This is a genomic window from Clostridium sp. TJA032, from assembly GCF_058310275.1.
On the sequence record NZ_JBZEFB010000001.1, the window covers coordinates 1,495,492 to 1,521,314 of the forward strand.

Annotated in this window: 23 protein-coding genes; 3 read left to right on the forward strand and 20 right to left on the reverse strand. The window is 27.1% G+C overall.

What is annotated here, in order from left to right; translation table 11 throughout:
* Positions 1 to 219 precede the first annotated feature (219 nt).
* The 5 genes from AC4FRL_RS06945 to AC4FRL_RS06965 form a co-directional block, all read right to left on the reverse strand.
* On the reverse strand, positions 220 to 1,272 hold the full coding sequence (locus AC4FRL_RS06945; protein WP_491139469.1) for an L-threonylcarbamoyladenylate synthase: 1,053 nt from the start codon (positions 1,270 to 1,272) through the stop codon (positions 220 to 222).
* Positions 1,273 to 1,293: 21 nt separating this feature from the next.
* The gene (locus AC4FRL_RS06950; RefSeq protein ID WP_491139470.1) at positions 1,294 to 1,884 is read right to left on the reverse strand and encodes a hypothetical protein; all 591 of its coding nucleotides are present in this window, start codon (positions 1,882 to 1,884) and stop codon (positions 1,294 to 1,296) included.
* 77 nt (positions 1,885 to 1,961) lie between these two features.
* A complete protein-coding gene (prfA, locus tag AC4FRL_RS06955) occupies positions 1,962 to 3,044 on the reverse strand; it encodes a peptide chain release factor 1 (RefSeq protein WP_491139471.1) in 1,083 nt (360 codons plus the stop codon).
* Between the two features lie 56 nt (positions 3,045 to 3,100).
* The gene (gene prmC / locus AC4FRL_RS06960) at positions 3,101 to 4,864 is read right to left on the reverse strand and encodes a peptide chain release factor N(5)-glutamine methyltransferase (RefSeq protein ID WP_491139472.1); all 1,764 of its coding nucleotides are present in this window, start codon (positions 4,862 to 4,864) and stop codon (positions 3,101 to 3,103) included.
* A gap of 33 nt (positions 4,865 to 4,897) precedes the next feature.
* Positions 4,898 to 5,497: a thymidine kinase gene (locus tag AC4FRL_RS06965; RefSeq protein WP_491139473.1), complete on the reverse strand. Its 600-nt coding sequence runs from the start codon at positions 5,495 to 5,497 to the stop codon at positions 4,898 to 4,900.
* 155 nt (positions 5,498 to 5,652) lie between these two features.
* Between AC4FRL_RS06965 and rpmE the strand changes: the two genes are divergently transcribed.
* The gene (gene rpmE / locus AC4FRL_RS06970; RefSeq protein WP_003452406.1) at positions 5,653 to 5,859 is read left to right on the forward strand and encodes a 50S ribosomal protein L31; all 207 of its coding nucleotides are present in this window, start codon (positions 5,653 to 5,655) and stop codon (positions 5,857 to 5,859) included.
* Positions 5,860 to 5,963: 104 nt separating this feature from the next.
* Positions 5,964 to 7,088, forward strand: a complete 1,125-nt coding sequence (locus AC4FRL_RS06975; RefSeq protein ID WP_491139474.1) for an MGDG synthase family glycosyltransferase — start codon at positions 5,964 to 5,966, stop codon at positions 7,086 to 7,088.
* 40 nt (positions 7,089 to 7,128) lie between these two features.
* On the opposite strand, the gene rho is transcribed toward AC4FRL_RS06975, so the two are convergent.
* The 12 genes from rho to AC4FRL_RS07035 all read right to left on the reverse strand — a co-directional run bounded on the left by rho (position 7,129) and on the right by AC4FRL_RS07035 (position 21,784).
* Entirely contained in the window at positions 7,129 to 8,592 is a 1,464-nt protein-coding gene (gene rho / locus AC4FRL_RS06980) for a transcription termination factor Rho (RefSeq protein ID WP_491139475.1), read from the reverse strand.
* 259 nt (positions 8,593 to 8,851) lie between these two features.
* Positions 8,852 to 10,459, reverse strand: a complete 1,608-nt coding sequence (pyrG, locus tag AC4FRL_RS06985; protein ID WP_491139476.1) for a CTP synthase — start codon at positions 10,457 to 10,459, stop codon at positions 8,852 to 8,854.
* Positions 10,460 to 10,764: 305 nt separating this feature from the next.
* Positions 10,765 to 11,184, reverse strand: coding sequence for a YwiB family protein (locus AC4FRL_RS06990; RefSeq protein WP_491139477.1), 420 nt, complete (start codon positions 11,182 to 11,184; stop codon positions 10,765 to 10,767).
* Positions 11,185 to 11,203: 19 nt separating this feature from the next.
* Positions 11,204 to 12,184, reverse strand: coding sequence for a tRNA 4-thiouridine(8) synthase ThiI (locus AC4FRL_RS06995; protein WP_491139478.1), 981 nt, complete (start codon positions 12,182 to 12,184; stop codon positions 11,204 to 11,206).
* A 47-nt stretch (positions 12,185 to 12,231) separates the two neighbouring features.
* Positions 12,232 to 12,861, reverse strand: coding sequence for a stage II sporulation protein R (gene spoIIR / locus AC4FRL_RS07000; protein WP_491139479.1), 630 nt, complete (start codon positions 12,859 to 12,861; stop codon positions 12,232 to 12,234).
* A gap of 71 nt (positions 12,862 to 12,932) precedes the next feature.
* A complete protein-coding gene (gene ispE, locus AC4FRL_RS07005; protein WP_491139480.1) occupies positions 12,933 to 13,805 on the reverse strand; it encodes a 4-(cytidine 5'-diphospho)-2-C-methyl-D-erythritol kinase in 873 nt (290 codons plus the stop codon).
* Positions 13,806 to 13,931: 126 nt separating this feature from the next.
* The gene (cphA, locus tag AC4FRL_RS07010) at positions 13,932 to 16,532 is read right to left on the reverse strand and encodes a cyanophycin synthetase (RefSeq protein WP_491139481.1); all 2,601 of its coding nucleotides are present in this window, start codon (positions 16,530 to 16,532) and stop codon (positions 13,932 to 13,934) included.
* On the reverse strand, positions 16,519 to 17,346 hold the full coding sequence (locus tag AC4FRL_RS07015) for a cyanophycinase (RefSeq protein WP_491139482.1): 828 nt from the start codon (positions 17,344 to 17,346) through the stop codon (positions 16,519 to 16,521). The genes cphA and AC4FRL_RS07015 overlap by 14 nt, the downstream gene beginning before the upstream one ends.
* Positions 17,347 to 17,446: 100 nt before the next feature.
* On the reverse strand, positions 17,447 to 19,006 hold the full coding sequence (locus tag AC4FRL_RS07020; protein ID WP_491139483.1) for a DUF3794 and LysM peptidoglycan-binding domain-containing protein: 1,560 nt from the start codon (positions 19,004 to 19,006) through the stop codon (positions 17,447 to 17,449).
* Positions 19,007 to 19,361: 355 nt separating this feature from the next.
* The gene (locus AC4FRL_RS07025) at positions 19,362 to 19,598 is read right to left on the reverse strand and encodes a Veg family protein (protein WP_430486356.1); all 237 of its coding nucleotides are present in this window, start codon (positions 19,596 to 19,598) and stop codon (positions 19,362 to 19,364) included.
* A gap of 162 nt (positions 19,599 to 19,760) precedes the next feature.
* Positions 19,761 to 20,642: a sporulation peptidase YabG gene (gene yabG / locus AC4FRL_RS07030; RefSeq protein ID WP_491139484.1), complete on the reverse strand. Its 882-nt coding sequence runs from the start codon at positions 20,640 to 20,642 to the stop codon at positions 19,761 to 19,763.
* Between the two features lie 137 nt (positions 20,643 to 20,779).
* Positions 20,780 to 21,784 (reverse strand): CotS family spore coat protein, encoded by a 1,005-nt coding sequence (locus tag AC4FRL_RS07035; protein ID WP_491139485.1) that lies wholly within the window; start codon positions 21,782 to 21,784, stop codon positions 20,780 to 20,782.
* 110 nt (positions 21,785 to 21,894) lie between these two features.
* Here AC4FRL_RS07035 and AC4FRL_RS07040 point away from each other — a divergent pair, with 110 nt between their 5' ends.
* Positions 21,895 to 23,013 (forward strand): glycosyltransferase family 4 protein, encoded by a 1,119-nt coding sequence (locus AC4FRL_RS07040; protein WP_491139486.1) that lies wholly within the window; start codon positions 21,895 to 21,897, stop codon positions 23,011 to 23,013.
* A gap of 58 nt (positions 23,014 to 23,071) precedes the next feature.
* Here the strand turns inward: AC4FRL_RS07040 and AC4FRL_RS07045 are convergent, their stop codons facing one another.
* From AC4FRL_RS07045 to AC4FRL_RS07055, 3 genes are read right to left on the reverse strand one after another with little or no spacing between them, the layout of a single operon-like run.
* Positions 23,072 to 24,100, reverse strand: coding sequence for a CotS family spore coat protein (locus AC4FRL_RS07045; RefSeq protein WP_491139487.1), 1,029 nt, complete (start codon positions 24,098 to 24,100; stop codon positions 23,072 to 23,074).
* 10 nt (positions 24,101 to 24,110) lie between these two features.
* The gene (locus AC4FRL_RS07050; RefSeq protein ID WP_491139488.1) at positions 24,111 to 24,794 is read right to left on the reverse strand and encodes a hypothetical protein; all 684 of its coding nucleotides are present in this window, start codon (positions 24,792 to 24,794) and stop codon (positions 24,111 to 24,113) included.
* A gap of 6 nt (positions 24,795 to 24,800) precedes the next feature.
* Positions 24,801 to 25,811 (reverse strand): CotS family spore coat protein, encoded by a 1,011-nt coding sequence (locus tag AC4FRL_RS07055; protein ID WP_491139489.1) that lies wholly within the window; start codon positions 25,809 to 25,811, stop codon positions 24,801 to 24,803.
* Between the last annotated feature and the right edge of the window lie 12 nt (positions 25,812 to 25,823).

Here is a 25,823-nt window from a genome sequence, read left to right on the forward strand (position 1 = left end):
AAAAAAGTGCTTTTTCAATGACTAATAACACTACTTAATTTTAAAAATCAAATAGTAAAGCCAAATAAAAAAGCACTCTTTTTATTAAATAGAAGAAAACTAGATATAAAATTTAAAACTTTTAAAAAATCAAATATAGAATTTTGTAAAAAATCAAATTCAAAAAAATTCCTTTTTGAAAAAAGTTTCATTTTAATCTAGCTCCTTCCACATATATTCTTAAACAATTATTATATCAAATCCACAGGATTTTTTTAATCTATTCATTATGGCTACCCCTAAATCTTTTTCTTCAAAAGATTCAGTTATTATAATATCAACTCCTAAGTCATCAAAACTTCTTAACATTTCAAACAAGTTTTTAGTTACAGAAGTTAAATCACTTCTAGTGCCTAAGGACTTTACAATCCCTTCACTATACATAGAAATTGTTTCATCTGTTGCCATAATTCCAACTTTTAAATCTTCATCTATGTAATTATGCACTATTTCTTTAATTTTTTCAACCATTTTATTTACTGGTCCTTGAACCATTCTAACTTTTGCCTTAGGAGCATAGTGTTTATACTTCATTCCTGGAGCTTTTGGCTTTAAATCCTTATCTAAAGAACCTAATATAGCCTTATCTATATATGCTCCCTTGTCTATTTCCTTTAGCATTTCTAAAGTTATTCCTCCAGGTCTTAAAACACATAGATGTTCTCCTGTTGCATCTACTATAGTTGATTCCACACCTATTTCACTTTTTTTATTTCCAATTATAAAATCAACTCTTCCATTTAAATCTTCTTCACATCTTTCTATATCTGTAGGACTTGGTCTACCTGATATATTTGCTGATGGTGCTGCTATTGGAACACCTGAAAGTTCTATTAATTTTAATGCTATATCATCCTTTGGCATTCTAACCCCTACAGTATCCAATCCTGCTGAGGTAACATTTGAAACTATATCTTTCTTTTTTAAAATTATTGTCAAAGGTCCTGGCCAAAATTTATCCATTAATTCCTTTGCAAAACTTGGTATTTCAGCAACATATTTTTCTATGTCATTTTTATGAGCTATGTGTATTATTAAGGGATTATCCTGTGGTCTTCCCTTTGCAATAAAAATCTTTTTAACCGCCTCTCCATCTAAGGCATTTGCACCTAATCCATAAACTGTTTCTGTTGGAAAAGCTCCAATACCGCCATCCTTTATAATTTTAGCAGCTTCCTCTAAATATACTATGTCTTTATTTATATCTTTTATGAAATGTACCTTTGTATTCATAAAATAGTATCACCTTCATCTTTATAAATTCTTTTGACCTCTTGCAATTTTTATATTTTCAATACTCTCATTTGTATAAGTTGCTGTAACACAATTTTTATAAATATCATCTAAAAGCTTAAATTTTTTTAAAGCTCCTCTTTTTATAATTATATAATACCATTGTTTTTCTTTATTTAATTTAACCATTTTGTTATAATCCTTACTTAACCCAGGATGAACTTTGCAAAAATATTCTCCAACTGGTTTACCAAACTTTCCTTTTCTCCCTTTGTTAGTAAAAACAATTATAATTTTCATATCTTCAAGTTCATTTTCAGTATGGACTAACCCTACCCTATCACAATAAATATATTTATATTTAGATAGTATATTAGGTTTTATTTTTAAAATTCCATTCTCTAAACTATATTCCAATCTAATATTATTAAAATTTTTAATCATAACTATGACTATAAAAATTTCTAAAAGAATTAAATATATTATAAGAAAATCCTTATAAACCTCAAAAAAGCAAACCAAAAGAGGCAATAATATTAGAAGTACTACCATAAGAAACATGAATCTATTATATGATTTTTTTTGTTTTTTTATAGCTTTATCTATATCCATAATTATATTCCTCTTTAAATTACCATTTTAAAACTATGTATTTTTAAAGCCTTACATTATTAATGTAAGGCTTTTTATTAAAATTCAGTATTACCCATAGCTTTCATCTTTTGAGCTTGATCTTCAGTAATTAGAGCATTTATTATTTCGTCTATATCACCTTCTAAGAAACTGTCTAGCTTATATAAAGTCATATTTATTCTATGGTCTGTAACTCTTCCTTGTGGATAGTTGTAAGTTCTTATTCTCTCACTTCTATCCCCAGTACCAACCTGACTTTTTCTATCTTCAGCAATTCCTGCTAATCTCTCAGCTTCAGCTTGCTCAAATAATCTAGCTCTTAACACTTTCATAGCTTTTTCTTTATTTTTAAGCTGTGATTTTTCATCTTGACATGAAACAACAAGTCCTGAAGGTAAGTGAGTTATTCTTACAGCTGAGTCAGTTGTGTTAACACATTGTCCTCCATTACCTGATGCTCTAAAGACATCTATTTTAATATCTTTATCATTTATTTCTATTTCTACATCATCAACTTCAGGTAAAACAGCTACTGTAGCAGTTGATGTGTGGATTCTACCTGAACTTTCTGTATCAGGAACCCTTTGAACTCTATGTGCACCACTTTCGTATTTAAGCTTTGAGTAAGCACCAGCACCCTTTATCATAAATACAACTTCTTTGAAACCTCCAATATCAGTTTCATTAGCACTCATAAGTTCTACCTTCCATCTATTCTTTTCAGCATATTTAGTGTACATTCTGAAAAGATTAGCTGCAAATAGTGCTGCTTCATCTCCACCAGCACCACCTCTAATTTCAACAAATACGTTTTTATCATCATTAGGATCTTTTGGTAATAAAAGAATTTGTATTTCGTCCTCTAATTCTTTTTTTCTTTCTGTTAAGTCCTTGATTTCAGAGTTTATCATCTCTCTCATCTCTTGATCACTTTCTTCAGAAAGCATCTCTTTATTAGCTTCTAATTCCTCAGTAGCTTCCTTATACTCTTTGTACTTATTAACTATAACTTCTAAATCAGCATGTTCCTTACAAAGCTTTCGCCACTCTTTTTGGTTAGCCATTATTGAAGGGTCACTAATTTTAACTGAAAGTTCATCATATTTATTTTCAATAAAATTTAATCTATCAAGTATCATCTATTATCACTCCGTATACAGATTTTCATATTTTACAATTATATCACACTATTAGACTACAATTCAAGGTTTACTCTCCCTATAACACACCTATCTAAACCTGCTAAATCTTTTATTACCTTAACATTTAAGTAACCTTTTTCTATCATAAGATTTTTAACATCTTCTCCTTGGTCATGTCCTATTTCAAAGGCTAATATACCATTTTGATTTAATACTTCTAAAGATTCATCAATAATTCTTCTATAGAATATTAATCCATCTTCTCCTCCATCTAAAGCTAAATGAGGTTCATAGTTTTTTACATCTTCCATTAAAGTACCTATAACCTTACTTTTTATATAAGGAGGATTTGAAACTAGAACATCATATTTATTTCCTCTTTTTATAGCTTCACTTAAAAGATCACTTTTAATAAAACTACATCTTTTTGATAATTCTAGTTCTATTATATTTTTTCTTGTAACTCTTTGTGGAATATCATCAATATCTATTAAATCAACCTTAATATTTTTTCTATAACTTGCTAAAGATAAACCTATTGCTCCACTTCCACAGCATAAATCACAAAGAATAATATCTGAATCTTCTTCTATATTTTTTAAAACTTCCTCTACAATTATTTCAGTATCTCCTCTTGGTATTAAAACACCTTTTTCAACATGAAAATCTAATCCCATAAATTCACAAGTTCCTAAAATATATTGTATTGGCATTTTAGCCTTTCTTCTTTCTAATAAATTAAAGAAATGTATTTCCTCTGACTTTTTAACTTCTTCATTTTTATTAGTCATAATCCAAATTTTATCTTTTTTTAAAGCTTCACCTAATAATAATTGAGTATCTAATATATATGTGTCTATATTAGCATTTTTTAAAGTTTCATTTCCTAAAGCTAATAACTCATAAACTTTTTTCCTTGGTTCTTTCAATCCTTCAGCCCTCCTTAAAGAAGCTATAGCAACTTCTATTTGTGAATCATCTGGTTCTCTTGTTGTTAACTTTTGAAGTTGTAAACCTGGCAAAGCAATTATCCTTGCAATTTTCCCTTGAGAATTGCCAAGCCATTTTATTAATTCATAAGTTATTCCAGCTACAACTGGTAACATAATAACCCTTATAACAGTTCTTTGCAATACAGAATCCCATTTTGTAAAGGAAAATATAAATATACTTACTATAGCTACTAAAAATAAAAAGTTAGTTCCACATCTTGGATGAAATCTTGGATACTTTTTAACATTTTCAACAGTAAGTTCTTCTTCATTTTCATAACAAAATATAGTTTTATGCTCAGCTCCATGATATTGAAAAACCCTTTGTATATCTGAAACTTTTCCCATTAAATACATATATCCTAGAAGAATGCTTATACTTATAACTCCCTCAATAGCACTTAAAGTCCAATCTGGAAGGTTAAACTTTTTAAGTAAAAATGTAATTCCAGTTGGGATAGCTATAAACAAAATAATTGCACATAAAAATGAAAACATCATAGTTAGCGTAATAATTACATTGTTAGCTTTTTCACCTAACTTGCTATTTAACCACTTTTCAAATTTAGAAGGTTCGTCATCCTCAAAAAAACTTGCTGAATAGTTTAAAGATTTTAATCCAACAACTAAAGATTCAACAAGAGTTACAAATCCTCTTATAAAAGGTAATCCTAAAATTTTATTTTTCTTTGTGTATGGTATTGTTTCTTCAAAAGAAACCTCTATGTTTCCCTTAGGAGTTCTAACAGCTGTAGCTGTTCCCTTGGCTCCTCTCATCATAACGCCTTCTAATACTGCTTGACCGCCTACTTGGCATTTTCTCATATTTTTTAACCCTATCCTTTCATATACTATTTATTATTTATGAGAATTATCTCCATACTTATACTTAAAATAACATTCCCCACATAAAGATTGATATTCAACATTATCAACTAAATCTATAGCAACCTGTTCTCCTTCAAAGGTAAATTTACCATTTATCATTCTTCCATTTAAAACAGCCTTTTTACCGCATTTACATATAGTTTTCATTTCTTCTATGCTATGGGCTAATAGTAGAAGTCTTTCACTTCCTTCAAAACCGTTCATTTGAAAATCTGTTCTTAAGCCATAACATATTACAGGAATATTCTTTCCAACTGCAATTTCAAAAAGCTCATCTATATGATGAGCTTTTAAAAATTGAACCTCATCAACTATTATACAATCTATTTTTCTACCCTTATTTAATCTATCTTCAATTATATCTATAATATTTTCTTCATTTTCTATTAAAATATCTACAACTCTTTCAACACCAAGTCTTGAAACAACCTTATCTCCACCCTTTTTATCTGTAGAAGGCTTTATTATTATAACTTCCATGCCTCTTTCTTCATAATTGTGAGCTACTTGCATAAGATGTGTAGATTTTCCTGAATTCATAGCTCCGTATCTAAAATATAATTTGCTCATTTTAAATTTAAACTCCTTATCCTTTTATAATATTATAAATATGATTATAACTTAAATAAGAAAGCTTTTAAACTATTGACGATTAAATATACCCATGATATACTTGTTAATAGTTGTTTAGCAACATTTTTTTATTTTTGAAAGAGGTGAATTACATGAGACAAGGCATACATCCAGAATACCATCACGATACAGTGGTTAAGTGTGCATGTGGAAACACTTTCACAACTGGTTCAGTTAAACCAGAACTTAAAGTTGAAATATGCTCTAAGTGCCACCCATTCTTCACAGGAAAACAAAAAATCGTTGATGTTGGCGGAAGAGTTGATAAATTCAACAAGAGATTTAATCTTAATAAATAATTTCTTTATGGGAAAGACTCGTATCTTTCCCATTTTTATTTATAAGGAATATTTTCCAAATAAACTTTGTTTTAAATAGATTTTAGTAAAAGTGAGTGGATATAATGAAAAAAGTTCTTATTTTAAGTACATCTACTGGTTATGGTCATAATCAAGCAGCCAACTCTTTAATGGAACTTATAAAGAATGATAATACTGAAATTCTTATACACGACTTTCTTAAGGAGAACCGTTTCTTTGATAGATCAATAGTAAATGGATATGATTTATGTGCAAGTTCCCTAGGAACACTTTATGGTGTAATTTATAAACTTAGTAATGTAAGATTTATAAATAGTTTAGTTAGTTTTCTTTTTTTACCTGTATCGAAAAAACTAGAACAGTTTATAAGTAATTTTGATCCAGATTTAATAATCACAACACACCCTTTATCTATAAGTATTCTTTCTCATTTGAAAAAGAAGAAAAAGATAAATGTTCCTGTTATTTCAGTTGTTACTGATTTTATGTGTCATTATACTTATGTTTCTAAATTAATTGATCATTACATAGTTGCTTGTGATTTTACAAAAGAAAACTTAGCATCAAAAGGAATTTTAAAAAGTAATATTTCACCCTTTGGCATTCCAGCAAAAGAGGCTTTTTATAAAACAGATTATCATAATTATGTAGAAGAAATTATCCAATCACCATTAAATATTCTTTTAATGGGAGGCGGTATGGGTTTAGATAATATATCTAAAGTATTAAAAACCCTAATAAAAAATGAAAATCCTTTAAATTTAACTATAGTCTGTGGAAATAACACTGAGCTAAAAACAGAGTTATGTAAACAATATGGACATATAAAGGGTAATAAAGAGTTAAATATTTTAGGATACACTACGGAAATACCAAAAATTATGAAAAACTCAGATTTAATTATTACAAAACCTGGTGGACTAACTACTACTGAATCACTTTTAAGTCATCTGCCTATGATAATACCATTTATAATCCCTGGGCAAGAAAGTGAAAATAGAGAATTTTTATCAAGTAGTAATTGTGCCATTCCAATTAAACATTTAGATGAATTAAATGATATAATAAATGAATTAAACTTAGAGTCTAACATATTAGTAAATATGAAAAAAAGCATTGTAGAAGTTTTAAGTTCATATTCACCTGAAGGAACAATCAAACTTTGTCATGAAATGCTTGAAAATTCATATAATAAAAGAAGATATTAAAGTACCTAAACTTTAATATCTTCTTTTGTTATACTTTTTACTATCCTTCAAAATCAATTTTTAAAACAACTTGTAAAAAATCCTTGTTATTTTTAGTTTTAGATAGTAAATTTATAATCTTTTCAGCAACATCTTCTATATTATTTTCCTTTTGCATAACTCTTCTAATTTTATATGAAGCTTCTCTTTCCTCTTCATTAAATAAAAGGTCCTCTTTTCTAGTACCTGATTTATAAATATCAATAGCTGGGAAAATTCTTCTTTCTTGAAGTTTTCTATCTAGATGAACTTCCATATTTCCAGTACCTTTAAATTCTTCAAAAATCATATCATCCATTCTGCTTCCTGTATCTACTAAAGATGTAGCTAAAATAGTTAAGCTTCCACCTTCCTCTAAATTTCTAGCAGCTCCAAAGAATTTTTTAGGCATTATAAGAGCTCCTGGGTCTAAGCCTCCAGATAATGTTCTTCCAGAAGGAGTAACAGTTAAGTTATATGCTCTTGATAATCTTGTTAAAGAATCCATTAAGATAACAACATCTCTTCCCTGCTCAACCATTCTCTTTGCTCTTTCTAAAACTATACTTGAAACCTTTGCATGATTTTGTGGTTCCTCATCAAAGGTTGAATAAATAACTTCACCATCTATACTTCTTTTCATGTCAGTTACTTCTTCAGGTCTTTCATCTATTAAAAGCACAATAAGTTTAACTTCAGGATTATTTTTAGATATATTTTGAGCTATCCTTTTTAAAAGAGTTGTTTTACCAGCTTTAGGAGGTGCAACTATCATTCCTCTCTGCCCTTTTCCTATAGGACAAATTATATCCATAAGTCTTGAACTTAAATCTCTACTATTATCTGTTTCAAGTCTTAATCTTTCCTTAGGATATATTGGTGTTAAATCTTCAAACTTTTTTCTTCCTATAGCTTTTTCAGGACTTTCCCCATTTACCTTTTCAACGTAAAGTAGAGCTTTAAATTTTTCCCCTTCCTTTGGGATTCTAACCTTACCTTGAACTTCATCACCTGTTCTTAAACCAAACCTTCTTATTTGAGAAGGAGAAACATATATATCATCTTCACTAGTTAAGTAATTTCTACATCTTAAAAATCCAAAATTATTATTATCTAATATTTCAAGTATTCCCTTAGCTGAGTCTGATGAACTAATCATGTCTTTTAATTGTTCTTTCTTACCCTCTTCATTTGAACTATTATGATAATTACCATTTCCATTAAGGTTATTACAATTTTTAATTACTTTCTCATTTAAACTATTTTCTTTATATCCACTATTTTCTTTTTGAGATATTTTTTCTCTTAAAATAACGCCATCTTTATGTATTACTTTACTAATATTATTATTTTCTTTTTTAGATACTTCTTTTAATTCTTCGATTAATTCGCTTTTTCTTTTTCTACTTATGTTTTTTATTCCTAATTCCTTCGCCTTTTCCATTAGCTGAACTAAAGTCATATTTTCATATTGTTCTATATGCAAATTAAGCACCTCCTGCTTCTTTTAAATAGTGGAATAAATAAAGAAAAGTAATTTTTAGATTGCTTTAAGACTTTTATATATAGAAAACTTCGAATATCCTATTAAAAATGTATAAAATTTCTTATGTTAAATATTTATATTATTATCATATCATATAAAATCTAATCTATATATAGTATATTTTAATAACATTTTGTGTTGATTCTTAATAAAAAAAGGATATCCAACCTATTAAGGTTAGATATCCTTTTATAAACTATTATTTATTATTTAAAGCAGCACCAACAAAACCTACAAATAATGGATGTGGTCTATTTGGTCTTGATTTTAATTCAGGATGATATTGAACTGCAACAAACCAAGGGTGGTCCTTAACTTCTACACATTCAACTAATCTACCATCTGGTGAAGTACCAGCTATAGTTAATCCATTTTCTACTAATTGACTTCTATATTCATTATTAAATTCATATCTATGTCTATGTCTTTCATATATTAAATCTGATGCATAAACATCTTTACAGAAAGTATTGTCTTCTAATCTACATGGATATAATCCTAATCTCATTGTTCCACCTAAATCTTCAACATCCTTTTGTTCTGGCATTAAATCAATTACTGGATATGGTGTTTCAGGGTCTAATTCTGATGAGTGAGCTCCCTCTAAACCTAATACATTTCTAGCATACTCTATAACAGCACATTGCATTCCTAAGCATATTCCTAAGAAAGGTTTTTTATGTTCTCTAGCCCATCTTATAGCTTCTATTTTTCCTTCTACTCCTCTATCTCCGAATCCCCCTGGAACTAAAACTCCGTCTACTCCACTTAGTAATTCATCAACATTTTCCTTAGTTACATTCTCAGCATTTATCCACTCGATTTCAACATTAGTATCATTGCTTAATCCACCATGATTTAAAGCTTCAACTACTGATATATAAGCATCATGTAACTCAACATATTTACCAACTAAAGCAATTTTGGTTGTATGAGTTAAGTGAGTTATTCTATGAACCATATCTATCCACTCTGCATTATCTATATCTCTGCATCCTAAACCTAATTTTTCACAAACTAATCTATCTAAGCCTTCTTTATGTAACATTAAAGGAACAGCATATAAATGTTCAGCATCTAAGTTTTGAATAACTTCATTTGCATCTATATTACAGAATAAACCTATTTTCTTTTTAATATCTTCTGATAATTCTTTCTCTGATCTACAAACTATTATGTCAGGTTGAATTCCTATACTTCTTAATTCCTTAACAGAATGTTGAGTTGGTTTTGTTTTTAACTCACCAGCTTTTCCTAAGTAAGGTACTAATGTAACATGTATAAAACAAACATTTTCTTTGCCTACATCATATTTTATTTGTCTTATAGCTTCTAAGAAAGGTAATGATTCGATATCACCTATTGTTCCACCGATCTCAGTGATTACTACATCTACATCTCTTTCTTTTCCTACTCTATGTACTCTTTCTTTAATAGCGTTAGTTATGTGAGGTATAACTTGAACTGTTCCTCCTAAGTATTCCCCTTTTCTTTCCTTTGATATTACTGACCAATAAACTCTACCTGAAGTAACATTTGAGTTTTGAGTTAAGTTTTCATCTATAAATCTTTCATAGTGTCCTAAATCTAAATCAGTTTCTGCACCATCATCAGTTACAAAAACCTCTCCATGTTGATATGGACTCATTGTACCTGGGTCTATATTTAAATAAGGGTCAAATTTTTGAATACTTACACTTAATCCTCTATTTTTTAATAATCTTCCTAAAGAAGCAGCTGTTATTCCTTTTCCTAAAGAAGAAACAACTCCACCTGTTACAAATACATACTTAGTATTTTTGCTCATATTTTTTCCTCCTAAATTTTTTCTTGACATATCTCTTTATTTCATTTATAATGATAATTACCTCATTTAGAATGGGTTTTTATTGCTTGATTTAATAACATAGTAGATATTCTATCAAAAGTTCAGACATAAGTCTAGTACTTTTTTTGTGTTTTTTAATTTTTTTATTTCTAGAACGTTTACTAGTTATATTTTACTCATATTTTTTAAAATTAATTATAAATATTAAAATTGTTAAGTTGAAAATTTTCAACTTTTTTTATTTTTATCATAATAAAAAAGGGCTATTTTATAGCCCTTTTATTTTATTCATCTACCTTTATTTTCATACTTAAATTAGTTTTTATAGGTTCTTGTCCACCAGCTACTAAATGATATTTTATAGATATATTTCCACCTTTTTCATCTACATCTAAATCTAATTCCTTAGTAGTTGTTTTAAGTTCTAACATTCCATAAGGAGTATTATATAGTGCTACTTGAGTATTGTCTTTTTTAAATTCCATTTTAGTACTAGTTGTACCCTCTCTATGTAACTCAACTTTATCTCCCTTTATTTTCAAAGTAGTCTTAGTTCCTTCCATACCTGAAATTTCAGTCTCATCATAAGTAGCTATAAACTCATCTCCTACAATAGAAAACTCTCCTACAGTTACAACTTCTATTTTTTCTCTATCACCTATATCTTGTGTACTACATATTGATATTATAGCTTTTTTACTCATAATAATATCCTCTCTACTACTATTGATTTATCATATATTTCTTTAAATCTTCATCTTTAAATGGAGTTATAGTTATAGTTTTCACTTCTCCATCTTTATCATAATTTATTTCAACTAAGTCCTTATCTTTTTCCTTACAATATCTTCCGCAAATTCTAGCTGCTATTTCAAGGTCCTCATTATTAAATTCTCCTCTTAAAATAACAGGTGCTCCTGTTGAATTTTTTGAAGTTACTAAAATATCTCCATCTTTCTTTAACTTAATTATATCTTTCCACTCGTCAGCATTTCTAGCTACTATAACTTTATTTTTTGGTGATATTCTCATATGTCTTCCATATTTTAAAACTTCAATTTCATCCTGTTCTACTTCATCTTGATTATCAAGTAAATCACTTAATCTTATAGCATATCCTGGTTCTGTTAATTTACATCCTCCTGCTGGTGATGGATAATCGACTATATTCCACTTTTCAGCAAGTTCCATTTGAGCTTTTCTACTTCTACCTGATATTTTTAATAATTTTTCTCTATCTACTAATCCATTTAACTCCATCTCTGTAGGTTCTAAATTTAAAGCACATAATGGTCTTAATATTTTTTCACTAAATCCTGATTCTTTTTTTACTGTATTTAATGCTTGTCTATTTTGAGACATTGGTCTTTGATTTAAAACCTCACCAGTTATTATAAAATCAGCATCAAATTTCTTTAAAAGTCCCCCTGAATATCTCATCATCATTGCATGGCAATCTATACAAGGATTCATGTTTTTCCCTCTTCCATGCTTAGGGTCTTTTACCATTTCAAAATGTTCTTTAGAAAAATCTATTACTTCTAAAGGCATATCTATTTGTTTACACATTCTTTTAGCATTTTCTTCATTAAAAAAATATGATTTAAAACAAATTCCTATTACTTCTATTCCTTGATCTTTTATAAGCTTTGCAGCTAATATACTATCTAATCCACCTGAAACCATGGCTAATGCTCTAGTCATATATTTCTCTCCTCCTAAAATAACTTTATTATCCTATGTTAATTCTTTTAATTAAATAAATCAAATATCTTCAATCCAAATTTAACATTATTTTCTTTTTTATTAACTTTATCAAACTCTTCATCAGTTAATACATCCTTCATTTTCTCCTCTGTTTTATCATAGGAAATCTGTCCCTTAGTTACATCTATAAAACAAAGTGGAGGAAACATAACACACCACCAATTTTCACCTTCGCCTTCACCTATTAATATTCTATAGGCTTCATACTCTCCTTGTGGTAATATAATATTTCCATATTGCTTAACTGGAAAGTTCTCTCTAGATAATGTAGTTTCTACATTATAATTAAATCCTTGAGATTTTATGTAATCTTCTGCTATTTTTATAATATTTTCATCTTCTCTTTTCAATATTTCTCTAGACTCTTCTAAGCTTTTTGATTCTTCTAATATAGGTGAAATATATTTTAAAACTTCATCCTTAACTTTAAGCTTTAACTCTTGGTCAATATCACTATTGCTATTAGCTAAAACATGAAATCTTATTAACTTCTCACTTATATCTTCAACTAAACTTTCTTCTGTTGCTCCTAAAGCTTGTCTACCATCTAAAGAAACTCCTATTAAAAATAAACCTACAATACCTAATAATAAAACTGATAATATTTTTTTCATAACAATACACCCCCTGATACCTTAATTATTACCAAGGAGTCTTTATTATATACATACTAAAAAATTATTTATTAAAATTTATTGCCTATATTATTTATAGTTCTTGTAATATAAACATCTGAATATTTATACTTATTTTTTAAGAACTCAAAAGCTCTCTGTGCTGTTAACATGTCCTCAAAGAAAGAAAATACTGTAGGTCCGCTACCACTCATCATAGCCCCTAAAGCACCATTTTTTCTCATATCGTCCTTTATATTTTTTAATATGCTATGTTTTTTTAAGGTTACATTTTCTAATACATTTTTCATATTTTTAGCTACATAGTCTAAATCATCCTTTTCCATAGCATTAATTAAACTCTCTATGTCTACATGCTTTCTTATTTTATTTATATCTAAGCTTGTATAAACTTCTTTAGTTGAAACTCCAAAATTAGGCTTTAATATAACTAAAATTTTATTTTCAAAAGCTTTTAAAGGAGTTATAACTTCTCCAATACCTTCACATAAAGCAGTTCCTCCCTTAATACAATAAGGTACATCTGCACCTATCTTTAATCCAATTCTCTCTAATTCTTCTAAAGGAGCCTTAACATTAAAAATTTCATTCATTATTACTAAAACTGCTGCTGCATTTGTGCTTCCTCCTGCCATCCCTGCTGCAACTGGTATATTCTTTTTAATATTAATTTTTACTCCCTGCTTTATTTTAAATTCTTCCTTAAATAAAACTGCTGCTTTATAAGCTAAATTTCTTTCATCTGTAGGAACATAATGTTTATTACAAGTTATGCTTATTTTCTCATCCATACTTTTTTCTATATCTATAATGTCATATAAATCAACTGTTTGCATTATCATTCTTAATAAATGATAATCATCTTCTCTTTTTCCAACAGCATCTAAGGCTATATTTATTTTTGCATAAGCCTTCATTTTCATATAATCACCCTTCTTACATTAATAAAGCTAAATATAATTATATTATTTTATTTTAAAAACATAAAGAGTTAATTAAAATAAAGAGAAATCTCCTAAAAATCAAAGAAAATCTCTCTTTAAAATATCCTAATATCTTTTAATTTTTTTTACTATATCATATAAAGGTTCATAGTCCTCAAAGAACACTATTATACACTCACCAACTTTAGCAGTTTTTAAAGCTTTATTTAAAGCTTCTTCTTCTGAAAGTATAATTTCTACACTTAAATTATCTCTTTTAGAACTATTTACTCCCTCCTTCATTATATTTGCTACTTCTCCAACCTTTTTACCTCTTAAATCCTTGTCTTCTTTTATTATTATATGGTCAAAGAATTCACCACTTATCTTTCCTATCTCTCTCATAGTTTTTATATCTCTATCTCCAGGAACTCCTATAATTCCTGTAACCTTGCTAAAGTTTAAATTTTTAAGTGCCTTTATAACTTTTTCATATCCATCAATATTATGTCCATAGTCTAATATTACCTTTATTCCATTTACATCAAAAATATTAAACCTTCCTCTATTATCCTCTTCAGAAGATTTAAAGATTTTTAACCCTTTAGAAATTATGCAATAATCTGCCCCTATTCCAACTAAAGCTGCACAAGCTGCCATTGCATTTTCTATATTATGAACTAATACTCCATTTAAAGTAAATTCCATTTCATAAACTGAAGCTATTTTATATTCTCTACCTCTATTATTAACATAAATACTCTTATCTTTTTCTCTATAAAATACTACAGGCTCTCCATTATTAATATTTGATTTTATATACTTATTATTTTCATTCATAGAAAATAATATTTTTTTATTTTTTATTCTATTTAATATTTTAATACTCCACTCATCATCAGCATTTAAAACAGAATATCCTGTATCTTTTACTGCTTCTCCAACTAAAGATTTAACAAAAGCTAAATCTTCCATACTTTCAACTCCATCTATTCCTAAGTGGTCTTCTCTTATATTAGTTATAACTCCAACATCAGCTAAATCATAAGCTAACCCTTTTCTAACTAATCCACCTCTAGCACTTTCTAAAACAGCAGCTTCAACTTCTGGATTTAAAAGTATTGTTCTTGCACTATAATATCCTGTGTCATCTCCTTTATGTATATATTTATCTCCAATCTTAACACCTGATGTTGTAGTGCATCCTACCTTTAAGCCTATTAAACTTAAAATGTGTGATATTAACCTAACAGTTGTTGTCTTTCCATTAGTTCCTGTTACAGCTATAACAGGAATATTATTATAACCATCTTTAAACATATTATCTAGTATGCATTTACCAACATCTCTTTTCTCTCCTAAAGTAGGAAAATGATGCATTCTTATACCTGGTGCAGCATTTACTTCTAATATTATTCCTCCATTATTTTCTATAGGTTCTTCTATTGATTTAGTACAAATATCTATTCCACAAATATCTAATCCTATAATCTTAGCTGCCCTTTCACAAAGTTCAATATTTTCTCTACATATAACATTAGTTTTATCTTCTGCACTACCTCCTGTAGATAAATTAGCATTTGACCTAAGAACAATTTTTTCTCCATAAGATAAAATTGAATTTAAAGCATATCCTAAGTTAGCTAATCTATCTATAAGTTCTTCATCTATTTTAACTTTAGTTAAAGGCTTTTCATGGTCATCTCCCCTTAATGGATTTGCATTCATAGCCTCTATTAAGTCTTTAATACTTCTAAAACCATCTCCTATTATATATGGAGGTTTTCTTAATGAAACTGCTACTACTTTATAATCTACAAGAAGAACTCTATAGTCATTTCCCTCTTTATATTCTTCTATAATTACTTCTTTACAATCTTTACTTAACTCTGAATAAGCTTTTAAAAGTTCTTTTTCATTTTTTATATTAAGATAAACGCCCTTACCCTTGCTACCCCATTGTGGTTTTAAAACTACAGGATAGCCAATTCTATTTATTGAATCTAAAAGATTTATTATATTAAATACTTTTTCTCCTCTAGCAACAGGTATATTTTGTGTTTCTAAAAGTTCTTTTGTAAGAAGTTTATCACAAGCTGTATCAATCGCAATCCCCTTTGTATAATTCCCAATTGTAGCACTAAATCTTTTTCCTGCCTTTCCATAGGCTATTTGATATAAACTTCCATCTCCTATAGAAAGAATAGGTAACTTCTCTCTATTTGCAGCTTCACAAATAGCTCTTGTAGAAGGACCTAAAACTTCTTCACTCATAACCTGCTTTATTTTGTTTACTCTATCATAAAAATCAATTGATTTATTTTTTATTAAGGAATTTATTAAATCTACAGCTAATTCTGCTATTAATAAAGCAGTTTTTTTAAGCTCATATTGAAATATTATATAGTATAAATCTTCCTTTATTTCTCTAGCTTTACCATACTTTATATCCATACCTAATTTATTATGTATTCCTATTATTATGTGTTCACAAACATGAGCTAGGTATGTTCCATCTTCTAATCTTTTAACAAATCCTCCTTCTACATCTATACCACATCTATGGCTATAAAGTTCTGGAAGGTATTTTAATAAATTTTCATTAAACCCCGTAATATCTTTAGTTGGTTTTTCGCAGTATCCTTCTAAATCAACATCTAATCTAATACACTTTTTATGTGAATATATGTTTCTTCCTTCAAAGATACGTTGATTATTTATCTTCATTTTTATTTCTTTCCTCCTCAAAAGGCACCCTTGTTGATAAATTCATTTTCTTTCCTGCTGTTAGCACATGTAATTTTATATTAAATATACTAAAAACCTCATCTTGCCTTTTTTCTGAAACATTTGTATATTTAATTTCTCTTCCATCTACAAAGTAAACTGAACCACTTCCAATTACAGTTAGTTCATCATCATTTATTACTATGGCTGTATCTTCATCTATTCCAATACCTAATACCTCTGGATTTTGGCATACTCCAGACAATAATCTTCCAATTCTTCCTCTCTGTGCAAAGTGTTGGTCTATAAGTGTGTTTTTTATAAGACCTAATCCCGCTGACATATTTAATGTACTCTTTTTAGGTGATTCTTCTTCTTCTCCACCAACAATCATTACATCACTCATAACAGAAGCACCAGCAGAGGTTCCAACAAAATAACAGCCTTCACTACATCTTTCTTTTAAAACATCATAAAGAGGAGTTCCTCCTATTAAACTAGTTATTCTAAGTTGATCTCCTCCTGTAAAAAATATAACAGAAGCTTCCTTTACCAAAGAAATATTTCTTTCTTCAAAAGCTTCTTTTCTTTCTATAATACGAAGTTCATTAATCTTTCTTATTCCTAAACTTGAAAAGATATTTTTATATTGTTCTATTACTATATTAGGAGATTCTGTGGCTATAGTTGCAATTAATAATTTCCCTTCTGTTTTCTTTAGTTTATCTGCAACGAAGTTTAATATTACCTTCTTTCCTACTTTATCCTCAGCTCCACCTATTATGATAAGATTTTTTTTATTCTTAGAACTCAATTTTTTCACCTCAAATCATGCATTTCTTATTTTTGCCATAAAATTTATATTTATTCATAAAAAAGAGTTTTGCGACATATTATCGCAAAACTCTTTTTTATTATAAGATAGCTCTACCTGGAATAATTATTTTATCTCCTTCATATATAACTTCTGAATCATCTATATCATTTAATGAAATCAAGGTATCTACAGTTGTTTTATATTTCTTAGCTAAATTCCATAAGGTATCTCCCTTTTGAATTGTATATATAGTAACAGAAGATGCCTTTTCAACTTTATCTTCATACTGCTCTATATCCTTTACGTACTCCTTATTAAAGATGTCAGAACATTTGCCATAAAAATAAATTATAGCCTTTATAGATAAATTACTTCCTTCAATACTACATTGTAAATCTTCTAAATTTGCCTTAGTATCAAATATCATGCCTGATTGAGAATTTTTCATATCTAAAGCAACTTCAAAGGGAATATTCCCCTTAGATTTACCAAAAGAATTTTCTTCATCAATTGTTTTATATAAAGCTTCAACATTTAAATTTCCTTTTATAACTACTTTCTCCTCTATAAAGTAGCTTTCCATATCTATTATCTTTCCTGCACAGTTAAGTATTTGTATAACCTCACTGTTGTTCTCTAAAGGAATAACCCCTTTTACAATCGATTCACTAGAGTTTTCAGTAACACACATATTTATATTATAAAAATCTTTTACAGGAACTATATTCTCTGTTGGTGAATATAAATCATCAACTGTTTCTAAAAGTTCTACTTTAGATATTGAAATATTTGCATCAACAACTAAGTTAACATCTAAAACTCTACTTTCTCCTAAATCATTTTGTGATATTTTAACTTCTTGCTCCTTAACTTCAAAATATCCATTACAATTCATTTCAGAATTAATACCTAAAACTTCTTCCTCACTAGATAAATATAAATCATCTTCTAAAGATATAATTTCTTTAGAATCGTAAGCTCTATATAAAATATTTACTTTAGCTAAACAGGAAGCTTGTATCTTATCTTCTCCTATTTTTATCTCCTGTCTATGAATCATATAAGAACATTTAATAACCTTACCTATTTGAGGTTTGTCCATTCCAACATTTATTGGTAAGTTTCCTTTCATTGAACAAGTAACATTAGTAATATTTTTTTCTATGCTATCTGGCTTTCTTTTTATTTGAAGATTACCTAAGCCATCTAACTCTTTTACAACATCTATCTTTTCTTCTTTATAAATTTTATATTTAGCCTTTAATAATCCCTCTACTCTTATCTTTCTTTCATTGATTATGTTCGCATCCATATGTTCTAAATCACATGTTATATCACACATCATGCTATGTTCAACTCCAGTTATATCTGTAAAACTAGAATTTTTTTCTTTATATACTACACTATTAACTCCTAAACCTTCTTCTTCTCTAGCTAAATAAATAACATTATACTCAATTTCATATTCTAATAATAATCTATCACTTTGAACTTCCCTATTTAAAATAAAAACTTTTGTATCAACTGAAAGAATTTCATGAACATCTGGTTGAGTATCTGGTATTAAGTATTCTTCTCTAAAAGGTATTTCTAAATAACTTTCACTTAAAACCCTTTCAAAGCCAATGCTTTCCTTTATAATATCTAAATTTACCAAATTTATCCCTCCTAAATAATCTAATACTATAATATATATGTATGATTCTTAAATTATGATAATTCTTATTATTGATACATTATTTATATTTTTATATAAAAAAATTTATAAACGTTTACATAGCTTTTTAAAATAAAATTAAAAAAAATAATCTTTTTTTCGACATTTTTTTATAAAAAGTGTTGACATAGTAAAAAATCTGTCGTATTATAAAGATGGTTATTGACCATATAACCTCTCATAAATTCTCAATACCCTTTTATACCATAGTTGAAAGATGGAAACCCACCATCTTTCTTTTTTTTTGAAATAAAATAAAACAAAAAAAGTTAGCTAAATAGCTAACTTTTTTTATTTAACCAACAAAATCTAGTTGAACTGTTTTTGTAAGTACATCTGAATAACTGTATGTCACTTTCCTTTGGGTGTCTTTTTGTAATCTAACTACAAAAATACTTGGGTGAACACTTTCTAGTATTCCTTCATTTTCCAAAATCTTTTTTCTTCCTCCATTAGCTCTAAGCTTAACTTTTTCACCAACATGATCTTCTATATTCTTTCTAATGGAGTTCAATGTAAGTCTGGTACTCATTTTAACACCCTCTTTCTATTATACATTATACACTAAAGGGGATGTTTTTTCAATAAATAAATTATTTTACTATATAAAGCCCTCTCTTGTCAATAAAAATATACTATATTTAAACTAAAACATCCAATTATATTATTAACTTAAATAATTTAATTTATTCTCTTAATTTAAATATAGAGATTTTGGATAACCCTCTCTGTATTTACCTCTAGTTTCTAATCCTCCAACACCTTTTATCCCTGTTATAGTATTTTCTATTGCCTCTTTTATAGCTACTATTTCATTTATACTTGTATATGCTATTTTTTCACATACTAATACTGGGTCTAAACAATGTATAAGCACTCTACTTGGTGAACTTGCAAAATTAGCACCTGCTTCTAACAAACTCTCATAGCAGGACTGACATGCCCCTGCAAAAATAACTAAATCATCATAATTTGATTTATAACTTCTTAAAATTTTTACAGCTTCTATAAAATATCTTGAATTTCTATAGTTACTTAAATCTAACATTCCCTTTGAATCTTTAAGAACTCCATCATGTCCTGTTAATACGACTATATCAGGATTATACTCTTTAACTAAAGCTAATATTTTTAAGGGTTGTTCTCTTTCTGAAATAGCAACTCCTATAGCATTTAAATTTAACTTTTTATATGCTTTCAAACAAGTTTCCATATAGGATGAATCTCCATCTATATGAAGTATTTTCCCAGGCCTTCCAAAGACTAATTTTGAATCATTTTTAGCTCTCTCTAAAGTTTCTTCAATACTTCCTCTCATAAACCCATTGTTATTTTGTCTACTCTCTACTATTTTTTTAATAACTTCATTTACCTTAAAATCAAAATCTCTATCTCTATGCCCTAAAAAATCTTCATCAACTTTTTCTAAATCTTCTTTTTTTGAATCTGCTATTATTCTTATATGAATACCTTTTAAGACATAGGTTATTCCTTCTTCAGTTTCTTTTATATCTATAATTTTAAAAGTTACATCTTTACTATAAGACTTTCTTACAACTAAATCTCCAACCTTCATATTATTTATCTCCTTATTATTTATCTGTTGTAATATAATATGATTAATTTTTTCATAAGTTCTAAGAATAAAAACAAAATTACACATTTCTTTTAGAAAATAAAAAGGGTGTCTAAAATTAGACACCTAAAAGATAATTATCCTCTTTGATTATATTCTTTTTTATATTCCTCAATAAATTTCATATAATTTTCTTTTTCACTAATTATGTTGTTTATTTTATTTAAAAATACATTTTGTCCCCACATAACTTCATTGTAATAATATCTATTTGCAAGTCTCCAATATCTTTGAGGAAATAATAAGTATGCATATAAAACTTCATATTCTTCTTCCTTTAAAGGAGACACCTCGTTATAAGAATCTATTATTGCCTTAGCATATTTAATATTCCACTTATTTTTCTTTAATACCTTTTTCATAAAATTAGCTATATCGTAAGCTCTAATTTCTCTCTTGCAATAATCAAAATCTATAACATAAACTTCATTATCTTCTCCAATGATTATATTATGATGATTATAATCATGATGACAAAACATTTTTTCTTTTTCAGCTTCTTCACATAAAGATAAATATTTTGAATCATTTAAAATTTTATTTGCTTTTATTGCTAAATCCTTGTAAAAATCAATATTTTTTAAATAAATAATATCAAAATCACTTTTCAAATTTTTCTTTCTAGCCATTCCTCTCATCTTTTCTAAGGCTTTTCCTCTTTTCTCCATAAGATGAGACCATCTACCTAAATCACTTTTATGTTTTGCATTCTCTGGAGTTTCATATCCCTTACTAGCCTCATGTAAATTTGCTAATTTTTTTGTGGCTATCTTCACCTCATCTATATTAGTAAAATCACACTCTCTTCCATTTATCCAAGTTGAAAGAGTATATATATCCTCATTTACTAAGGCATAAGGCTCTCCTTCTATGTTTAAAAAATATCTATCTATATTCTCAAAACCATTTTTAGCTAAATGCTCTTTAGCACCATAAATAAAAGCTAAGCTTTGTTCTCCATAAGGAACTTTCTTTAAACATCTCTCGCCCTTGTTACTCTTTAAATAATATATGCCTTTATTAGGCTTTAATTTTTCTATCTTAATATCAAATTGCCTTTCTATTTCAAACTCTCTCATCATATCCATTCACCTCCTAACATATTTATATGTTATCTGCTCTTAATTTATTAACATTTTATTCCAACAACAAATATAATAAAATATATATCCCTAAAGGAAGGAGTAAAAAAATGAAAATATGTATTGATGGTAGAGCAGCTAAAATGTATAGAGGTACTGGAATAGGAAATTACACATATCAATTAATAAATAATCTAAATCAAATTGACTTTTTAAATGAATACAATATATTAACTCCTAAATCCTCTTCTCTAGATTTAGTAAATAAAAATAATTTTAATTATTTATCCTCTACAATAAATGATAAAAAAAATTTTTGGGAATTTATAAAAGAAGAAAATCCTAAAGAAAACATTATAGGAGATATATATCATGTTCCTCAAAATGGCATAGGCCTTTCTAAAATAAAAAACATAAAAACAGTAATTACTCTTCATGATATTATTCCTATGAAGATGCCTTCTACTGTAAGTCCTACTTTTTTAAATATATTTACAGAAAATATAAGTAATATTTTAAAAAATACTAATGCAATAATTACTGTTTCTAATTTTTCTAAAGAAGACATAAGTAAGACCTTTTCCTATGATAGAAATAAAATTTTTGTTACTCCCCTTGCAGCAGAAGATATATATAAACCTTTAGATAAAAAAGCCTCCTCTATATATCTAAAAAAACACTATGGAATAGAAAATGACTTTTTACTATATGTTGGTGGATTTAGTCCTAGAAAAAATATTTTAGGTCTTATAGAAGCTTTTAACTTAGTTAAAAATTCTTATAAAAAAGAGTTGAATTTAGTGATTGTAGGAACCTTTGGAGCTTCTTATGAAATTTATAGGGAAAGAGTTTCTAAACTTAATTTATCTTCCTCTGTTATTTTCACAGGATTTATTCCTATTGAAGATATGCCTATATTTTATAGTAGTAGTAAGGCCTTGGTTTACCCTTCATTTTATGAAGGTTTTGGACTTCCTCCCATTGAATGCATGGCTTGTGGAACCCCTGTAATTGCTTCAAATTTAACTTCTATCCCTGAAGTTTGCGAAGATTTTGCTCTTTTAATTAATCCTTATGATATAGTAGAAATTAAAAATTCTATACTTAAATTATTAAATGACGAAAATCTTTATTCTCTTATGATAAGAAGAGGACTATATCATTCAAGTAAATTTAATTGGAAAAAAACAGCTTATGAAACTTTAGATGTTTACAAAAAACTTTTTTAATTTTTTAAATTTAAATAAAAATAAGACTTATAAAAATTTATAAGTCTTATTTTTATTTTTATCTCTCTATATGTTTTAATAGAATTTCCTTTTCTCTCGTATATTCATTTTTTTTATCTAACTTATTTAAAAAAGACTCATATTTCCAATCCTTTAACTTATAATAATACTGCATAGAAATATTATAAAAATCCTTAGGAAATCTTAAATATATACTTATAAATTCTTTTTCCTCTGTTGACAATTTATTTTCTTTATTATAATTATCTATTATATTATCGTACATATCTATGCTAAACCCAAATCGCTTTATAGTTTTTATTATAAAATCACATAAATCTATTACCCTTAAATTTATGTTACAATAATCAAAATCTATAAAACTTACTTTGTCATCTTTAAATAAAATATTATGATAAGCAAGGTCATTATGACATATAGCTATTTTACTTCTATCTTTACATAAATCATAATAACTACTCTTTTTTAATAAAGCAATGCATCTTTCTATATCATATAAATGAAAATCAACTTCTTTTATAAAGCTATTATCAAATTCATTTTTATATTTATATAAGCTTACTACATTTTTTATTTTTTCTAAATCTAATTTGCTTTTTATAAAATAATCCTCAAGTTTAAAAAGCTCACTATTTTTCTCATATTCACTTTTTGAAATAGCTTTTTCAAAGCCTAAGGATGCCTTATGAAGTTTAGCTACTGAAGTAGTTATTTTTTTTAGTTCTATTGGATTTGCCATATTAAATTCTGTGCCATAAATATAATCTAATAAAATATAATTATTTTCTTTCCATCTTAATACATATCTATTTTTCCCTAATTTATTTATGGTTAATATATTTTCATAATTTTTCTTAAGATAATTTATACAATTAACTATAAAATTTAATCTATTTTCATCATAATTTATTATTTTTAATATCTTCTTACCTTGCTCTGTATCTAAAAAAAATACATTTCTATTAGGTTTTAAATCAATAATATCAAGTCCTAAGGCTTCAAATAATTTTAAATCTAAATCATATCTACATAAATATTTTTCATCTCTATATTTAATATTACCCAAAACTCTCCTCCTAATAAAAAATCAAATCTTTCTCTAAGATTTCCTCTAGCTTTTCTCTACATACACTTAAATTTTTTATATAGCAGTTTTGTAAATATTTCATTGAATAAAAAGGATATTTAACTAAGGAATCTATATAAACATAGCTATTATAATCTAATCTTTCCATTGAAATAACCTCTTTTATTAAGTCCTCTAATACCTTTTTTTCATCCCTTTTAATTCTTTTAAATAAAACATAATAGTCATCTTCTATCATACTAAATCTTATATTTTTAACATCCTTAATAAAAAAAGTATTTTCATACTCTTTATTAATATAAAGTTTCCCAATACAAACTTCCCCTCTTCTCATAGCTCTTTTAATGAGAGAATTAAAATTCACATCATAAATATACTGCAAACTTTTCCTAGAAGCTTCTAAAATTTCTAAAGTTAATAAATCTTTTTTTTCTAATCTTTCTACCCTTCTATACCAAAGTTTTAAAATTTCAATATCCTTCCAAATTTCATTTCTTATTTTAAAATTTTCTTTATTTTCTTCTCCTAAAAATCTTTCATGGATTTCACATATTGCTTTTATATAATCTATTGAATAATCAATTTTTAATTCCTTCTTGTCATAGCTAAAAGATTTTTTAGAAAATAACTTTATATTATTGTTTTTTAAAAATTCTTCTAAACTTTTACTCAAAGTAAATCACCTCAAATTAAAATTTTTTAATTGTAAAGTGAAATCCTGTCTAAATTCTCTATCATTTTTATATTTATATAGCTTCTTTAGAAAATGTTCTTCCTCCCAAGGTTGTTGCTCCCAATAATACTGTATTCCTAACTGCCAATAAGCTTGAGGAAATTCAATAAAAGCAGCCATAATAGGCAATTCTTTCTTTTTAACTTCTTTGTTATAAGAATAATTTTCTACTATATAATTAAACAAATTAATATCCCATTTTCCTTCTTTCATAGTTCTTATACATAAACTACTTAAATCATGTAAATGAGAATCTAATATGCAATAATCAAAATCAATTATGTTTATTTCTTTATTATCTAGCAAAAGAACATTATGGTCTGCATAGTCATGGTGGCAAAAACCTAATCTTTTAACTTCTTCCTTCATATATTGAAAATATCCACTATTCTTTATACTAAATAATGTACTTTCAACTCTCTTTAATTCCTCTTCTAATATTGAAAGATATAATTTATCAAAATCAGACTTATAAGCCTTTTGATAAATTCTTTTCTCAAAATCTAAAATTTCTTTTCCTCTTGTTTCAAAAGTTTTATACCACATTCCCCAATAAACTCTTGGTTTAAGGTTTTTATTTATAACAAAGCCTTCACTACTATTATGTAGTTCACTAAGCTTTCTAGAGGCTAGAGCTAAATCTTCCTTATTTTTATAATCACATTGTCTACTTTTTACCCATGGAGTTAAATAAGCTAATTTATTTTCTAAAGTTATATAATCACTTCCAAAATTAGTATCTAGTATTTTAGGAATTGAGTTAAATCCCTTATTAATAAGGTGTTTTTGAGCAGAAACTATAAAATAAAAATGAGGATATTGATATTTTATTACTTTTAAACAATACTCCTCCTGCTCTTTTGATATTATCTTATAGGTATTTTTAATCTTAATTATTTCTTTTGCCTCAATACCATAGTTAAGTAAGATTTTATCCTTTATATAATCATATTCCATAAAACTACTCCT

Coding starts and splice junctions, on each gene's coding strand:
- AC4FRL_RS06990 (WP_491139477.1), bottom strand. CDS start 11,184: ATGAGTAAAAAAGCTATAATATCAATATGTAGTACACAAGATATAGGT.
- AC4FRL_RS07040 (WP_491139486.1), top strand. CDS start 21,895: ATGAAAATATGTATTGATGGTAGAGCAGCTAAAATGTATAGAGGTACT.
- AC4FRL_RS06995 (WP_491139478.1), bottom strand. CDS start 12,184: ATGACTAGAGCATTAGCCATGGTTTCAGGTGGATTAGATAGTATATTA.
- AC4FRL_RS06945 (WP_491139469.1), bottom strand. CDS start 1,272: ATGAATACAAAGGTACATTTCATAAAAGATATAAATAAAGACATAGTA.
- AC4FRL_RS07035 (WP_491139485.1), bottom strand. CDS start 21,784: ATGATGAGAGAGTTTGAAATAGAAAGGCAATTTGATATTAAGATAGAA.
- AC4FRL_RS06975 (WP_491139474.1), top strand. CDS start 5,964: ATGAAAAAAGTTCTTATTTTAAGTACATCTACTGGTTATGGTCATAAT.
- prmC (WP_491139472.1), bottom strand. CDS start 4,864: ATGAGAAAATGCCAAGTAGGCGGTCAAGCAGTATTAGAAGGCGTTATG.
- pyrG (WP_491139476.1), bottom strand. CDS start 10,459: ATGAGCAAAAATACTAAGTATGTATTTGTAACAGGTGGAGTTGTTTCT.
- ispE (WP_491139480.1), bottom strand. CDS start 13,805: ATGAAAATGAAGGCTTATGCAAAAATAAATATAGCCTTAGATGCTGTT.
- AC4FRL_RS07025 (WP_430486356.1), bottom strand. CDS start 19,598: ATGAGTACCAGACTTACATTGAACTCCATTAGAAAGAATATAGAAGAT.
- cphA (WP_491139481.1), bottom strand. CDS start 16,532: ATGAAGATAAATAATCAACGTATCTTTGAAGGAAGAAACATATATTCA.
- rpmE (WP_003452406.1), top strand. CDS start 5,653: ATGAGACAAGGCATACATCCAGAATACCATCACGATACAGTGGTTAAG.
- yabG (WP_491139484.1), bottom strand. CDS start 20,642: ATGAAGGTTGGAGATTTAGTTGTAAGAAAGTCTTATAGTAAAGATGTA.
- prfA (WP_491139471.1), bottom strand. CDS start 3,044: ATGATACTTGATAGATTAAATTTTATTGAAAATAAATATGATGAACTT.
- AC4FRL_RS07055 (WP_491139489.1), bottom strand. CDS start 25,811: ATGGAATATGATTATATAAAGGATAAAATCTTACTTAACTATGGTATT.
- AC4FRL_RS06950 (WP_491139470.1), bottom strand. CDS start 1,884: ATGGATATAGATAAAGCTATAAAAAAACAAAAAAAATCATATAATAGA.
- AC4FRL_RS06965 (WP_491139473.1), bottom strand. CDS start 5,497: ATGAGCAAATTATATTTTAGATACGGAGCTATGAATTCAGGAAAATCT.
- spoIIR (WP_491139479.1), bottom strand. CDS start 12,861: ATGAAAAAAATATTATCAGTTTTATTATTAGGTATTGTAGGTTTATTT.